The following is a 15,635-nucleotide window of genomic DNA, read 5'->3' on the forward strand; positions in this document are numbered from 1 at the left end:
TATACTACCAATCTTTTTTATTTCACAGCTTCTTTCAAAGCGTCTACCTTGTCCAAACGTTCCCATGGAAGGTCAATATCTGTACGTCCCATGTGTCCATAAGCCGCTGTTTGACGGTAAATTGGGCGTTTGAGATCCAGCATTTGAATAATTCCTGCAGGGCGAAGGTCAAAGATTTGACGCGCTGCTTTTTCAAGCTTGCTTTCAGCTACTGTTCCTGTACCAAAAGTATCGATACGAACAGAAACAGGCTGCGCCACACCGATAGCGTAGGCCAATTGAACTTCTGCCTTCTTAGCAAGACCTGCTGCAACTATGTTCTTGGCAATGTAGCGAGCTGCATAAGAAGCTGAACGGTCCACTTTAGTCGCATCCTTACCAGAGAAGGCACCTCCACCATGACGAGAGTAGCCACCATAGGTATCCACGATGATCTTACGACCAGTCAAGCCTGAGTCCCCTTGAGGTCCACCGATTACAAAGCGACCAGTTGGATTGATGAAGAATTTGGTTTGCTCATCCAAGTAAGATGCTGGAATAACTTCCTTGATAACCTTGCTAATCACATCATTGTGAATTTGTTCGTTGCTGACTTCTGGGTCGTGTTGAGTTGAAATAACGACTGTGTCCACGCGCACTGGACGGTCATTTTCATCATACTCAACTGTAACTTGTGATTTAGCATCAGGGCGAAGATAGCTGATTTCACCAGATTTACGAAGTTCCGCCAAACGACGAACCAGTTTGTGACTAAGTGAAATTGGTAATGGCATAAGTTCCTCTGTTTCGTCCACTGCAAATCCAAACATGAGACCTTGGTCTCCAGCTCCAATCAAGTCCAGTGGATCTTGATCTGCATTCCCACGAACTTCCAAGGCTTCGTTCACACCTTGTGCGATATCTGGTGACTGCTCAACAAGTGAAGGATGAACTCCCACTGTCTCCGCAGAAAAACCATACTCGGTATTGGTATAGCCAATCTCTGCAATGGTATCACGAACCACACGGTTGATATCCACATAGGCATTTGTCGAAATTTCACCAAAAACGTGGACAGAACCAGTATAAACAGCTGTCTCAGCAGCAACGTGCGCTTCTGGGTCCTCTGCTAAAATAGCATCCAAAATCGCATCTGAAATTTGGTCTGCAATCTTATCTGGATGCCCCTCAGATACAGATTCAGACGTGAATAATTTACGTTCTGACATAAAAATGTCCCCCCTTAAAAAATATTGTTATAGAGTTACAAAGTACTGATAGAAATTTCTACCATCTTATCGGGACTATATAACCTTATCATTATACCACTTTTTACTTTTTTTTGCAGTATTTTCTCTAAATAAAAACACAGTAGAATCAGGTGATTCTACTGTGTTTTTAAAACGTTTGGCGTTTGGCTTTTCGCTCGGCACGGCCACGAGCACGATTTTCAGCACGCTTGGTTTTGCGGCGTTTTTCATCCACCGCCCATTGAATCTTCTTCTTATAACCTGGTTTGACTTTTTTCTTTTTCTTTTTGACCAAGCCAATCATTTCAATATCAAGCTTATCCTGCTTCTTTTCACGGTTGGCACGACGATCACGGTCATAGGTATCTTGAAACTCTCCGTCTTTGACCATCTTAGGAGTAAACTTGATCCCTAATTTCTCCAACTCACGGATATCCGAGTCATCACTAGGCTGGTAAAGGGTAATAGCTGTACCAGGCAGTCCGTTGCGCCCAGTACGTCCAACACGGTGAACAAAGAAAGACAAGTCTTGCGGAATGGCATCATTGATAACATGGCTGACCCCTTCAATGTCAATTCCACGCGCTGCCAAGTCTGTTGCAACAATGTACTCAAAATCAAGGTTCTTCACCTGGTTCATGATTCGCTTGCGTTCACGAGGAGCAATATCTCCATGAATCTTAGCCACCTTCAATCCTTGAGCAGTCAAGTAGGCATGTAACTCATCAGCACGCATTTTTGTGTTAACAAAAATCATTGCCAAATAAGGCTGCATCAACTGAGTCAGCTGGTAAATTTGAGCGTTCTTGTCACGGCCCTTGGTCGAAATCAACCAATTATCGATCGTATCTGAGATAACTGTCTTAGTCTTGATTTTTTCCATGACAGGATTTGACAAGTATTTTTTCAAGAACGGTTGCAATTTTTGTGGAATAGTTGCTGAAAAGACCATGAATTGCAAGTCTTTTGGAAGGCTACCTGCAATCTTATCAACGGTTTCCAAGAATCCCATATCCAAGGTCATATCGGCTTCATCGACGACAAAGGTCTTGGCCTTGTGAATAGCTAAATCACCAGATTTGACCAAATCATAGATGCGACCTGGCGTTCCGATAACGATATGTGGTTGGTTGCTAGCAAGTTTTTCAATCTGACGCGCCTTATCCGTACCACCCACATAATTAACCACACGAACTTCGACATCTGAGTGAGCTGCAATCTGACGAGCTGCTTGGTAGATTTGAGTAGCCAACTCACGACTTGGAGCCGTAATCACTGCTTGCACACTATCGCTGGTTTCATCTAATTGCTGAAAAATGGGTAGTAAGAAAGTGTGAGTCTTTCCCGAACCAGTTTTCGACTCGCCCACCAAGTCACGACCTGCCAAGACAATAGGAATCAACTTTTCCTGAACTTCGGTAGGAGTCGTAAACTTCAACTCCTCCAAGGCTTCTACTATATAATTTTTAAATTGAAATTTCTTAAATGACATACTATCCTCGATTCTATCCTTTCAATTATACCATATTTTGTCCTATTGCAGTAGTCCCATTTGAGTCTCAGTTCTGTAGTAAAGATTCAAGTAGCTTAAAAGGTTGGAACCTCTGATTCCAACCTCTTTCATTATTTCCAGGTCAATACAGCATTCAAACCATAATGATCACTGACTTGTGGGCTATTTTGACCATCAAAAACTACTTGCAAACTCTCTACTTCTAACTCTTTGGTCGTAAAGACGTAGTCGATTCGTAATGGCTCGGTATTGCCTTTCCAACCATCAATTTCTGGTGGAACGGTGTAGCTACCACTTCTTTCTTTCGAAACTTCAAACGCGTCTTGTAATCCTAATGGGCTAGCTAAAATCGCTTGATAGCCTTCCTGACCAGCTGGATTATTAAAATCACCTGCTAAAATCAGAGGTTTGTTCAACTCTTTTAGTACAGCCTCAAATCGTGCCCATTCTTCTTGGAAACCTTTATCCCACCAAGAGAGATGAACGCTTGCAAGAGCAAGTTCCTTGCCTTCAACCTCTGTCTCAGCCAAAGCAACACGGCGAGTATGGTAGTCCGTTGGATCATCTACATCTGATACCAAAATCTCACGTGCCTTGATAGGTGTTTTGGACAAGATTGCTACGCCTTCATGGTAGCGGTCATAGCCAATATGATTGTAAGCCCAAGTCCAGTAGTAGCTTTTCCCTTTCTCAGCCAATTTTTCAACCAGGAGTCGGACATAGTGATCCTGATGAATGGGTTCTGCTGATGGTAAAGCTTGATAGTGATTATTAACCTCTCCCTCAGGCGAAGTCATTTCTTGATTAATTTCTTGAAAACAAATCAAATCATAGTCCTTATCGAGAATATCTTGGAGTAAGATTTGGAATTTTTCCTCTGCTTCCTTCTCCATCCAACTGTGAGTATTGAGTGTTAGAAATTTCATGCTTTTCTCCTAAAACAAGAGGTTGGAAAACAGCTTCCAACCCCAAGTATATTACAATTCTACTTTAGCAACTGCTGTTTTAGCTGCAAGAGAACCTGTTTGTTCTAATTTAACTGATTTGAGGACATCACCATTTGTGAAGACAACCACTGTTGATGTTTTGCGTCCTGCTTCTCGAATAGCATCTAAGTCAGCTGTGACAAGAAGATCACCAGCAACCACTTTTTGTCCTTCAGAGACATGAACAGTAAATGGTTTTCCTTCAAGACTTACTGTATCTAAACCAATATGAACAAGCACTTCAAGACCTGAGTCAGTGACAAGACCAAGAGCGTGTTTTGTTGGGAAGATACTTGATACAGTACCAGTAACTGGAGATACAATGTTACCATTTGCTGGTTCTACTGCAAATCCATCACCCATCATTTTTTGAGCAAAAACTGGATCTTCCACTTGTTCCAAGGCAACAACTTGACCGTCAGCCACTGAGTAAACTTCCTCTGTTACACCTTTATAGTGTACGGTGTTTTGTTGAGCTTCAGTCATTTGGCTTGGAAGGGTTTCAGGAATAATTTCACCTGAGTCAAGAATATCTTGAATATCAGATTTCAATACGTCAGCTTTTGGTCCGTAGATAGCTTGGACACCTTGTCCTTTCATGACAAGTCCCATAGCGCCTTCTGCTTTCCATTGTTCCTCAGTACCAACACGATCTGCATCTTTAACAGTTACACGAAGACGAGTCATACATGCATCTACATCAACAATGTTTGCACGCCCACCAAGAAGGTTAATGATATTTACGGCTTGAGAAGCTGCTGCAACTTTTGGAGTTCCAGAAGCTGCTTCTTCTGATGCTCCTTCAGCAGTTTCGTAGTTTCCGTTACGTCCTGGAGTTGCGTAGTTGAATTTCTTGATCATAAAGTTGGCAATGAAGTACATGATGACTGCAAAGAGGACAGTTACCCAGATAAAGTTAATGATGTCCATACCAAGACCAGCATTGATAGCTAGCGGAGTACGAGTCAAGAATTCGATAGAACCGAATGAGTGCATACGAAGGTGAACAATATCCGCCATAGCAAAGGCAGCACCTTGAACTAGTGAGTATACAAGGTAAAGAGGAGTTGCGATGAACATGAACATGTACTCGATTGGTTCAGTAACCCCTGTCAAGAATGTCGCAAGGGCTGTCGCAATCATCATACCTTTGTATTGGTGTTTCTTGTCTGCATCAACATTACGGTAGATAGCAACGATAACACCCATCAAGATACCGAATGAACCGATCATTTGTCCAACTTTGAAACGAGCTGGAGTGATAGTTGTAAGAAGGTGTTGGTATTGGTCAGCATTTGAACCTTTAAGGTTAACAAGGTCTGTTACCCAAGCAAGCCAAAGTGGGTCTTGACCAAATACTTGAGTTCCTTTAGCTGCACCAGTAAGGATTTCGTATGTTCCACCAAGAGCTGTATAGTTCATTGGGATTGTCAACATGTGGTGAAGACCAAATGGCAAGAGCAAACGTTCCAATGTACCATACAAGAATGGCGCAAGGATTGGAGCAGTTTCTTGTGAGTTGGCAATCCAGATACCAAAGCTATTGATACCTGTTTGCACTACTGGCCAGAAGGCAGCAAGTAAAATTGCAGCGATTACTGAACGAAGAATAACTACAAATGGTACGAAGCGTTTCCCGTTGAAGAATGAAAGTGCATCAGGAAGTTTACGGTAGTTGTAGTATTTGTTAAAGGCAGTTGCCCCTACAAAACCAGAGATAATCCCTACGAAAACCCCCATGTTAAGAGCTGGTGCTTCCATAACACTGATAAAGTAATCAGAAACTTTGATTGATCCACCAAAGAGAGTTGTTACCATAGCTTCTGGATTTTTCAACATATCACCTGTAACACCGAAGATAGTACCTGTGATACGGTTAATCAAGATAAAGGCAAGCCCGGCTGCAAATGCACCACCTGCACGTTCTTTTGCCCAGCTTCCTCCGATAGCAAGGGCAAACAAAATATGAAGGTTACCGATAACCCCCCAACCGATTTGCTCTAGTACACCACCAGTAATTACAAGTGGTGCAAAGTTAGGGTTAATCATAACAAGTGATTTACCGATTGAAATCATCAATCCCGCCGCTGGCATAACGGCGATAACCACCATTAAAGCCTTACCGAATTTTTGCCAAAATTCGAAAGACAAGACATTTTTGAATGTAGCTTTCATCATTCAAATCTCCTTTATTTTATTTAGGCAAACGTTTTACGAAAACGTTTGCATTTGGTTATGTATTAATTATACCACTTTTATTTTTTTTGTAAAGGCTTTTATAAAAAAATTGTCTATTTTTTTAAATTTTTAAAAAGGAAAAAGAGAAGTTTACAAAAACTTCTCTTTTAAATATGTATTATTTTTCTGATTTGTACTGCAATTTACATTTAAATCCAACTAGATCTTCAAGAATCGACGCATCGAAATCCCTGAACCAATTGAACCAATGAAAATTCCGATTATAAATAATAGGACTGTCATCAGAGGGATAAACACATCTGGCGTAATCATTGACAAGTTTTGACCTACCAAGGATTTATTGACCGATTGATAAACCATATTGTAAACAAAGAATACAAGGACTGAAGGAATTGCTGCACCAAGCAAGCCAATAAAAGCACCTTCTAGCAAGAATGGACCACGGATATAGCCATTTTTCGCTCCTACCAGACGCATGATCTGAATCTCACGACTACGTGAAATAATGGTGATACGAATAGTGTTGGAAATGAGGAAGACTGCGATAAAAATCAAGAGCCCTGCAATAACTAATCCCCAAACACGGATAAAGGAAGCTAGTTCGAAAAGTCGTTGAGTGTTGGCTCCACCATCTTGAACCTCTGATACTCCCTCAATTTTCTTAGCTTCTTCAGCTACCGTTTTAACATCACTCGGAGAATTTGTATCGACGATATAGGCATCATAGAGAGGATTTGCATCCCCTTCAAAGACCTTCCAATCATCCCCCATTGTTTCCGTCAATTTTTGGTATTGCTCTTCTTTACTTGAGAAGGTGACACTTTTTACAGCAGGCATAGCTTTCAAAGCATCATAGACCTTGTGGTAGTCATTATTGGTAACTGTCTGACCTTCTTTTTCAATCGTTTCACTGTTATCAGCTACATCCTTACGAATGTAAACCATAACCCGAACGTTGTTTTCAATGTCGGTAGCCAGTTTTGCTGTATTAAAAATTACAGATGCAAACAGGGCAACAAGTGTCAAGGTAATCATAACCGAACTCACTGCTGCTACTGTCATCCAGCCATTTCGTTTTAAACTTTTTAATGATTCAAATAAATGGCGAAAAAATCTACTAATCATCGTATCCATATTCTCCTTTAGCTTCGTCACGAACGACACGGCCATTTTCAATGGCAATGACACGGTGGCGCAAGGTATTTACAATCTGGCTATTGTGGGTTGCCATCAAGACAGTAGTACCTTGGAGATTGATGCGTTCCAACAGATTCATAATTTCCCATGAATTATCTGGGTCCAAGTTTCCTGTTGGTTCATCGGCAATCAATACTTTAGGATTGTTGACAATCGCACGAGCAATCGCAATCCGTTGCTGCTCTCCACCTGAGAGTTCATTAGGGAAAGAGCGAACCTTATGTTTCAAACCAACCAGGTCCAATACTTCCATAACACGTTTTTTGATATTGCGACGGCTCTCACCAATTACTTCCATTGCATAGGCAATATTCTCATAAACGGTCTTCTTAGGCAAAAGTTTGTAATCCTGAAAGACTACCCCTACACTACGACGTAGAAGCGGGACATCTTTCTTCTTAATTTTAACTAAATTAAAGCCTGCAACTGATAGGCTTCCTTTTTCGATCTTTACTTCTCGATATAAAGCTCGAATAAAGGTTGACTTACCTGCTCCAGAAGGTCCTACGATATAGGCAAACTCTCCTGGTTCAATAGTAACAGATACACCACGCAGGGCAGTCGTTCCATTGTCATACTTTTTGACAACATCTCTCATTTCAATGATTGACATATGAGTTCCTTTCTATCTTAGCTGATTCGCCACTTGAGGTAGGCATCGATAAAACCATCAAGGTCTCCATCCATCACCTTATCTACCTGAGCAACTTCAAAGCTTGTACGGTGATCTTTTACCATAGTATAAGGCGTGAAAACATAAGAACGGATTTGGCTTCCCCATGTGATTTCTTTTTTCTCACCTTTAAGGGAATCAACTTCCGCAGCTTTCTTTTCTTGCTCCATTTGATAGAGCTTAGCCTGCAACATCTTCATGGCACGATCTCTATTTCCATACTGGGTACGATCGACTGTTGATTGGACGACAGTTCCCGTAGGAATGTGTGTCAAACGCACACCTGTTGAAACCTTATTGACATTTTGTCCACCAGCGCCACCTGAACGGAATGTATCCATTTTGATATCATCTTCACGAATCTCCACTTCGATGGTATCATCCAACTCAGGCATAACCTCTACGGATGTAAATGAAGTATGGCGGCGTTTGGCAGAGTCAAATGGCGAAATACGGACCAAACGGTGAACACCCATTTCTGATTTAAGTAGGCCGTATGCATTGGGTCCTTCAAAAGACAAGGTCACAGATTTGATACCCGCTTCATCACCAGCCTGGTAATCCAATACTTCTACTTTAAAGCCTTTGGCATTTCCATAACGAGTATACATACGAAGCAACATATCGCCCCAGTCCTGTGCCTCAGTACCACCAGATCCTGGATGGATTTCCAAGATTGCATTATTATGGTCATAAGGTTCTGACAAGAGAAGGGTCATCTCATAGCTGGTCATCATCTTATCCAGTTCTGTCAACTGTTCGACCAGTTCATCATGGACTGACTCGTCTTCTGCTAAAAAGTCCAATAAAATCTCAACTTCATCCTGCAACTCTTCCATTTTACGGAAGGTGTTGTAGGTGTTTTTTAATTCATTTAATTCTTGCGACGTTTTTTGGGCCGCGATATTATCGTTCCAAAAATCAGGTTCTGTCATCTTGTTTTCCAAGATGGCAATCTCTTCCTCTAATCCTTCAAGGTCAAAGAGACCCCCTAAAAGAAGCTAATTTTTCACGATTTGCGTCAATTTTTTGACGAATTTCTGAAATGTCCATAGATACTCCTTTTCATATCGTTTTATTATACCATAATCTCTCATTTCTTTCCATATTTTGCTTTTCACCGCTTTTGATGGCAGAAGAAAAGAGGCTCTAAAGCCTCTTGTTTAAAGGACTTTAGCAGAGGTATGAGTAATCTCCTCCACTTGAATTCCTTCTTTTTCAAACTTATCCTTTAATGCAGTCAAATCAATTTTTCCATCAATTTGAACTTCGATGACAACCTTACCATCCTTACGTGGAATGTTAACAGTATGGGAAATATTTAAATCCTCTTCTACAATTAGAGCTACAATTCTCCCCAGTACTCCGACTTCATTTTCTGTAATGAAACGAACGCGAATCCCCTCTTCTCCGTATCCGGCGATTTCCAAGAAAGCCTGAAAAACATCGCGGTCTGTGATGACGCCGTAGACCTGATGATTGTCTACAACTGGTAATATCCCAATTTTATTTTTCAGCATCAGGTAGGTCGCATCTTCTAGACTAGCATAGCCAGAAACCGTCACGACATCTCGAATCATTACATCTTTTACTTTGGTTTTATTCAGAAGATAATTCATCTCGTAGATAGAGAGACTGGTTGCTTTAGATGGGCTGGCTTCCGCAATGGTTCCTTCTGTTACTAATCCGACTAATTGATCGTTTTCTATAACAGGTAAACGGTGCAAACCTTGCTCGCGCATCAAATCTGCTGCGTGTGCTACAGTCGTATCTGGACTGATATAAACTACCTTACGGGTCATGAAATCTTTAACTGCCATGAGACTTCTCCTTCTATATTATTGCTACTTTTATTATACACTTTCTTAGAAAATCTATCAAACGCTTTCATCTCTTTTTCAAGACACTAAAAAATAACCTCTTACAAAAAAGAGCTCTGATTTCGAGCTCTCTGAATGAAGGATTAGCAATCCTCATTCGGTTTTATTTCATCACTTAGGAAATTGCTACGCAATCTCTATCTGCCGACTAAAAAGGTCCCCCGGACTAAAGGAGAATTGCTGCACAATTCTTATCCGCCGACTAAAAAGGTCCCCCGGACCTTTTTAGCCACCTAGATATGCTTTTCTGACTTCATCTGATGCTGCGAGTTCTTTTCCTGTTCCTGATAGGACAATCTTTCCTGTTTCAAGTACATAACCACGGTCAGAGATAGCAAGGGCCTTGTTAGCGTTCTGTTCAATTAGGAGAACCGTTGTTCCTTGCTTCTGAATATCTTGAATGATATCAAAAATTTCTTGGATAAAGATTGGGGCAAGTCCCATTGACGGCTCATCCAAGAGAAGGAGCTTAGGTGTAGACATGAGAGCGCGTCCCATAGCAAGCATCTGCTGTTCACCACCTGAAAGAGTTGCCGCATCTTGGTTTTTACGCTCTTCAAGACGTGGAAAGCGTGAGAAAACTTTTTTCAAGTTGGCTTGATTTTCTTCACGATTTTTCTTCAAGAAAGCTCCCATTTCTAGATTTTCCATAACAGTCAAGCCTGGAAAAACATGGCGTCCCTCAGGAACTTGTGAAAGACCACCTGCCACGATTTTTTGCGCAGGCAACTTTTGAATTTCTTTTCCTAAAAACTGAATTTTACCAGCACTTGGACGAACCAAACCTGAAAGGGTACGAAGAATGGTTGTTTTACCAGCACCATTGGCACCAATCAAGGAAACAACTTCACCTTCATCAACCTCGAAACTTACATCACGAACTGCTTGGATCATACCATAATGCACAGAGAGGTTTTCAACTTTTAACATAGACATTAGGCTTCACCTCCTAGATAAGCTTCGATAACGCGTTTGTTGTTCTTGATCTCATCCGGAGTCCCATGAGCAATCAACCGACCATATTCAAGAACATAGATACGCTCAGTGACTTCCATAACCAAATTCATATCATGTTCGATAAGCATGATGGTAATTTTAAATTCATCTTTGATACGACGGATCAATTCTGTCAATTCAGCTGTTTCTTGTGGATTCATACCAGCTGCAGGTTCATCCAAAAAGAGAATTTTAGGTTCAGTTGCTAGAGCACGAACGATTTCTAATCGACGTTGTTGGCCATAGGCCAGATTCTTAGCAAGAGTATCTGCGTCGCCATCCAAATCAAAAATCTTCAGCAAGTCCAAAGCTTTGCTTTTTAATTCTTCCTCATTCTTATAAAAAGCTGGTAGGCGTAGGAAGCTCGCAAGGACATGTTGTTTATGATGATTACTAAATGCAATCAAAACATTTTCCAAAACTGTCAAGTCCTTGAACAAACGAATATTTTGGAAAGTACGACTGAGACCAAGTGACGCAATCTTATAGGGAGTTTTCCCATTTAGGAGGTGACCATCTAATGTGACAGTACCTTCGCTTGGTTCATAAACACCCGTCAAGAGATTGAAAAGGGTTGTTTTTCCAGCTCCGTTTGGTCCAATCAAACCAACCAATTCTCCCTCGTTCAATTCAAGAGTGACATCTCCAACAGCTGTTAGACCGCCAAAATGTTTGGTTAACTGTTTAACTTCAAGTAATGCCATTAGTTTTGTCCCTCCTTCTTAGATTTTTTAAAGAAACGTGATAGACTCAATTCCCATGTTCCAAGAAGTCCACCTGGTCTGAAAATCATAACCAATACAAGAGCCAAAGCGTAAATGATCATACGTACGCTAGCCACATCTTGAAGGAGCATATTTAAAATTCCCAAAACAATCGCAGAAACAATCGTACCTGTAATAGAACCAAGTCCTCCAAATACAACAATGATCAAAACGTTGATTGAGTTGATGAAAGTATAATCTTTTGGTACAACTGAACCGATAAATCCTGCCTGAAGAGAACCAGCAATACTTGCTGTAATGGCACCAAAGACAAAAGCGATAATCTTGATCTTTGTAGTATTTACCCCAACGGACTCCGCAGCAATCTCATCCTCACGAACAGATAGAGTAGAGCGTCCAATCGGACTACGTAAGAAGTTAAGGGTTGCAATAGTTGTGATAATCACAAAAAGGTAAACCATTTGCCAAGTTGTGAAGTTAGGGATACCCAAGATACCAGCAGCACCGTTGGTCAAACTTCCACCATTAATGATAAAGATACGAATGATTTCTGAAACACCTAGTGTCGCGACGGCCAAATAGTCCCCCTTCAAGCGTAGAGTTGGAATTCCAACGAGCAAAGCGACTGCACCAGAAATCAAAGCGCCCAAGACCATCGCTCCAAAGAAAGCACCATAGGTTGGTGATTTTGAACCAATAATCGCTGCTGCATAAGCCCCAATCGCCATAAAACCTGCATGACCAAGTGAGAATTGTCCTGAAAAACCAACGATTAAGTTCAAGCCTACTGCAAGGATGATATTAATCCCAATTTGTTCTAAAATTTGGACATGGAATAGATTGAGAACGCCAGCAGAAACCAGTACGCTAATCAATCCATAACCCGCTAACAGAAGGAATAACCAGAGAATATTTACTTTAAGATTTGTCTTCATTGTTTACACCTTCTCTTTCACATTCTTACCAAGGATACCTGCAGGTCGAACAATCAGAATCAAAAGCAAGATTCCATATACGATAGCATCACGGAAATCAGACATACCGAAGGCAGTAGCAAAAGTTTCCAACAAGCCAATCACAAATCCCCCTAGAGCTGCACCAGGAATAATCCCGATACCACCCAGTACGGCCGCAACGAATGATTTTAGACCTGGAGTCACACCCATCAAAGGTTCAAGAGAGTTGTAGTAAAGGGCAATGAGGACACCTGCTGCACCTGCAAGAGCTGAACCCAAAGCAAAGGTAAAGCTGATTGTACGATTTACATTAATTCCCATCAATTGAGCTGCATCACTATCAACTGATACCGCACGCATGGCTTTCCCCATTTTTGTTTTTTGAACGATCAATTGCAATAAAACCATCAAGAGTACAGAAACTGCTAAAATCATCAATTGAACATTTGTCAAGCTAATTGGTCCCAAGTCAAAGCGGACTGTTTCAATTGCTTGAGGGAAGGCACGAGTATTGGCGCCTACTAGATAAACCATTCCGTATTCCAGTAGGAAAGACACTCCGATGGCAGTAATCAATACAGCAATACGTGTAGAGTGTCGTAAAGGACGGTAGGCAAGAAACTCAATCACAACACCAAGTAGTGCGGTTCCTGCCATTGAAATAATTAAAGCTAAAAAGAAATCCATTTGGAAAGAATTAATCAAAAAGTAACCAATAAAGGCACCCATCATGTAAATATCACCGTGGGCGAAGTTGATGAGTTTGATAATTCCATAAACCATGGTATAACCCAGAGCCAAAAGTGCATAAACACTACCCAGAATTAGACCATTCACAAGCTGTTGGAGCATAGCATTCACTCTTTTCTATCGTTATTTTTTAGAAAATTTCATTATTTTCACAAGTTCATAAACACCGAAACAGGGAGTGAGTCAAAGGCTCATTCCCCATTTCAATTACTATTCTAATGTTATGGTTTTACAACTTCTGCTTCTTCAACTTTACCATTGTTCATGGTCATCATGTAAGCAGTTTTCACTGTATTGTGGTCAGCATCAAAGCTTGTTTGACCAGTTACACCATCAAAATCTTTGGTTTTAGCAAGGTTGTCCTTGATTTCACCTGAGTTTTTAGCACCTTTTGCAGCATTTGCTACTAGGTAAACTGAGTCATAGGCTAAAGCTGAGAATGTTGAAGGCTCTTCGTTGTATTTAGCACGGTATGCTTCAAGGAAAGCTTTAGCTTTTGCAGAAACATCAACAGTAGTTGAGAATCCTGAGATGAAGTAAATGTTTGATGCTCTTTCAGCAGTTGCTTGTTGAACAAATTCTTCACCGTTAAATCCATCACCACCAATGATTGGCTTATCAATTCCCATACCACGAGCTTGGTTTACAATTTTACCAGCTTCTGTGTAGTAACCTGGAACTACGATAGCGTCAAACTCTTTGTCTTTCATTTTAGTAAGGGCTGCTTGGAAGTCAGTATCACCTGCTACGAATGTTTCATCTGCTACAATCTCACCCTTGTAGGCTTCGCGGAATGATTTAGCAATACCTTTTGCATAGTCACTAGCGTTGTCAGTATAAAGAACAACCTTCTTAGCATTCAATTTGTTTGTTACATAGTTAGAAATAATCTTCCCTTGGAAGCTATCTTGGAATGTTCCGATAAATAGGTAATCTTGACCTTTGGTCAAACCGTCTTGAGTAGCACTTGGTGAAATCAATGGCACTCCAGCTTTAGTAGCGTTAGCTACAGCTGCAGCAGTTGCACCAGATGTCGCAGGTCCTACAATAGCTGCTACTTTTGATTGGGTAACAAGGTTCGTTGTAACAGAAGCTGCTTCAGCAGTTTCTGACTTGTTGTCTTTGTCTACAACTTCGATTTGTTTCCCATCAATTCCACCTGCAGCATTGATTTCGTCTACGGCAAGTTGGGCACCTTTTTGTTCAGCTGTACCGTAAGCTGCCACAGCACCTGTCTCTTCAAAGTTAAAACCGATTTTAATTGTTTTTTCGTCTACTGGATTTCCAGTTGTGTTTGACGCTCCTGACTTGACCTCTCCACAGGCAGCAAGAAGAGCCACACTAGCAAGAGCCACAAAAGATAGGGCAAATTTTTTCTTCATTTTTAATCTCCTTATAGTTGTTTCAAAAATTGTATGTTAAGAATATACCGAATTATCAGAAAATTGTCAATGTATTTGTTTAACTTTTTTAAAAAATAACGTTTTCTTCAGTCCGATAGAGATTCCCAACGAAGGGAGTTTCTAGCTCTTGAATATGGCAACGTCTAATTTTCTTGATATATCTTTCCTTACTTAATCTCTCAACTAAGTCATCTAGCTCCTCAGTTGGAACATAGAGCTGCAAGTAACGATGTTTTTTGGAATGGTAACAGATATCTCCGTATTCCTGAAGTTTTTTTGCATCTCGATTATAGTAGAGATAGATGATTAATCCTGATCGATTTGTTTTTTCAAACATGAGGAATCCTCTTTCTAAGAAATCTTCCCCTATTATACCAAAAAAAGCAAACTCCGTCGAGTTTGCTTTCTAGGTTGCTTAGCTTAAAGAATTGTTGGCCATGATTTCATCGATAAAGCCATATTCAAGTGTTTCTTGGGCACTCATCCAGTAATCACGTTCCGCATCTGCATGAATTTGCTCAACTGATTTACCAGAGTTATCTGCAAGGATTTGCTCCAAAGTCTTACGAGTTTTAAGCAAGTGCTCTGCAGCGATTGCCATATCGGTTTGTTGGGTACCACCACCTGTACCACCCATTGGTTGGTGAATCATGTACTCTGCATTTGGAAGCATGAAACGTTTGCCTTTTGCGCCACTTGATGCAATGACAGTCCCCATGGATGCAGCCATCCCCATAACGATTGTTTGGACATCCGCTTTGATAAAGTTCATGGTATCAACGATTGCCAAACCAGCTGAAACAGAGCCCCCAGGTGTATTGACATAAAGGTAAATATCTTTTGTGCTGTCTTGGGCATCCAAGAAGAGCAACTGAGCAATAACGGAGTTGGCCATGTTGTCTTCAACGGGACCTGTTAGCATGATGATGCGGTCTTTCAAAAGACGAGAGTAAATATCATAGGAACGTTCTCCACGGCTTGTTTGTTCAATAACTACAGGAATCATTCATTTCTCCTTTTAATGTTGAATTTTCTTAGTCTTACGACTCAATACAGAACTATTATATCTTTTTGGTCAAAAAAGGTCAAATTTTTGCTCTATTCTCTAAACAGAAACAAAAACTCAAC

General features: G+C 40.8%; 15 protein-coding genes. All 15 read right to left on the minus strand.

What is annotated here, in order from left to right; translation table 11 throughout:
* Positions 1–17: 17 nt before the first annotated feature.
* Complete coding sequence (gene metK / locus E7Y33_RS00475) at positions 18–1,208, minus strand: methionine adenosyltransferase (RefSeq protein WP_139689335.1); 1,191 nt, start codon at positions 1,206–1,208, stop codon at positions 18–20.
* 169 nt (positions 1,209–1,377) lie between these two features.
* A complete protein-coding gene (locus E7Y33_RS00480) occupies positions 1,378–2,721 on the minus strand; it encodes a DEAD/DEAH box helicase (RefSeq protein WP_139689336.1) in 1,344 nt (447 codons plus the stop codon).
* A gap of 131 nt (positions 2,722–2,852) precedes the next feature.
* A complete protein-coding gene (locus tag E7Y33_RS00485) occupies positions 2,853–3,668 on the minus strand; it encodes an endonuclease/exonuclease/phosphatase family protein (protein ID WP_139689337.1) in 816 nt (271 codons plus the stop codon).
* 51 nt (positions 3,669–3,719) lie between these two features.
* The gene (locus E7Y33_RS00490) at positions 3,720–5,906 is read right to left on the minus strand and encodes a PTS transporter subunit IIBC (protein WP_139689338.1); all 2,187 of its coding nucleotides are present in this window, start codon (positions 5,904–5,906) and stop codon (positions 3,720–3,722) included.
* Between the two features lie 219 nt (positions 5,907–6,125).
* Positions 6,126–7,052: a permease-like cell division protein FtsX gene (gene ftsX, locus E7Y33_RS00495; protein WP_139689339.1), complete on the minus strand. Its 927-nt coding sequence runs from the start codon at positions 7,050–7,052 to the stop codon at positions 6,126–6,128.
* Positions 7,045–7,737 carry a cell division ATP-binding protein FtsE gene (gene ftsE, locus E7Y33_RS00500; RefSeq protein ID WP_000022272.1) on the minus strand — a complete coding sequence of 231 codons (693 nt, stop codon included), beginning with the start codon at positions 7,735–7,737 and terminating at the stop codon, positions 7,045–7,047. The genes ftsX and ftsE overlap by 8 nt, the downstream gene beginning before the upstream one ends.
* 17 nt (positions 7,738–7,754) lie before the next feature.
* A protein-coding gene (gene prfB, locus E7Y33_RS00505) for a peptide chain release factor 2 (RefSeq protein ID WP_096753628.1) occupies positions 7,755–8,850 on the minus strand; the annotation gives its coding sequence in 2 pieces (ribosomal slippage) (positions 7,755–8,777 and positions 8,779–8,850; 1,095 coding nt in all).
* 110 nt (positions 8,851–8,960) lie between these two features.
* Positions 8,961–9,617: a CBS domain-containing protein gene (locus E7Y33_RS00515; RefSeq protein ID WP_045590807.1), complete on the minus strand. Its 657-nt coding sequence runs from the start codon at positions 9,615–9,617 to the stop codon at positions 8,961–8,963.
* Positions 9,618–9,902: 285 nt separating this feature from the next.
* The gene (locus E7Y33_RS00520) at positions 9,903–10,613 is read right to left on the minus strand and encodes an ABC transporter ATP-binding protein (RefSeq protein ID WP_139689340.1); all 711 of its coding nucleotides are present in this window, start codon (positions 10,611–10,613) and stop codon (positions 9,903–9,905) included.
* Positions 10,613–11,377 carry an ABC transporter ATP-binding protein gene (locus tag E7Y33_RS00525; RefSeq protein ID WP_001186014.1) on the minus strand — a complete coding sequence of 255 codons (765 nt, stop codon included), beginning with the start codon at positions 11,375–11,377 and terminating at the stop codon, positions 10,613–10,615. Before E7Y33_RS00525 ends, E7Y33_RS00520 begins: the two co-directional genes overlap by 1 nt.
* Positions 11,377–12,333, minus strand: a complete 957-nt coding sequence (locus E7Y33_RS00530; protein WP_000856263.1) for a branched-chain amino acid ABC transporter permease — start codon at positions 12,331–12,333, stop codon at positions 11,377–11,379. Before E7Y33_RS00530 ends, E7Y33_RS00525 begins: the two co-directional genes overlap by 1 nt.
* A gap of 3 nt (positions 12,334–12,336) precedes the next feature.
* Positions 12,337–13,206 carry a branched-chain amino acid ABC transporter permease gene (locus E7Y33_RS00535; protein WP_000941413.1) on the minus strand — a complete coding sequence of 290 codons (870 nt, stop codon included), beginning with the start codon at positions 13,204–13,206 and terminating at the stop codon, positions 12,337–12,339.
* A gap of 119 nt (positions 13,207–13,325) precedes the next feature.
* On the minus strand, positions 13,326–14,486 hold the full coding sequence (locus tag E7Y33_RS00540; RefSeq protein ID WP_000726128.1) for an ABC transporter substrate-binding protein: 1,161 nt from the start codon (positions 14,484–14,486) through the stop codon (positions 13,326–13,328).
* 88 nt (positions 14,487–14,574) lie between these two features.
* Positions 14,575–14,844 (minus strand): YlbG family protein, encoded by a 270-nt coding sequence (locus tag E7Y33_RS00545; RefSeq protein ID WP_139689341.1) that lies wholly within the window; start codon positions 14,842–14,844, stop codon positions 14,575–14,577.
* 78 nt (positions 14,845–14,922) lie between these two features.
* Positions 14,923–15,513: an ATP-dependent Clp protease proteolytic subunit ClpP gene (gene clpP / locus E7Y33_RS00555; RefSeq protein ID WP_000613467.1), complete on the minus strand. Its 591-nt coding sequence runs from the start codon at positions 15,511–15,513 to the stop codon at positions 14,923–14,925.
* Positions 15,514–15,635 lie beyond the last annotated feature (122 nt).

This window comes from Streptococcus oralis (assembly GCF_006175905.1).
GTDB lineage: Bacteria > Bacillota > Bacilli > Lactobacillales > Streptococcaceae > Streptococcus > Streptococcus oralis_BG.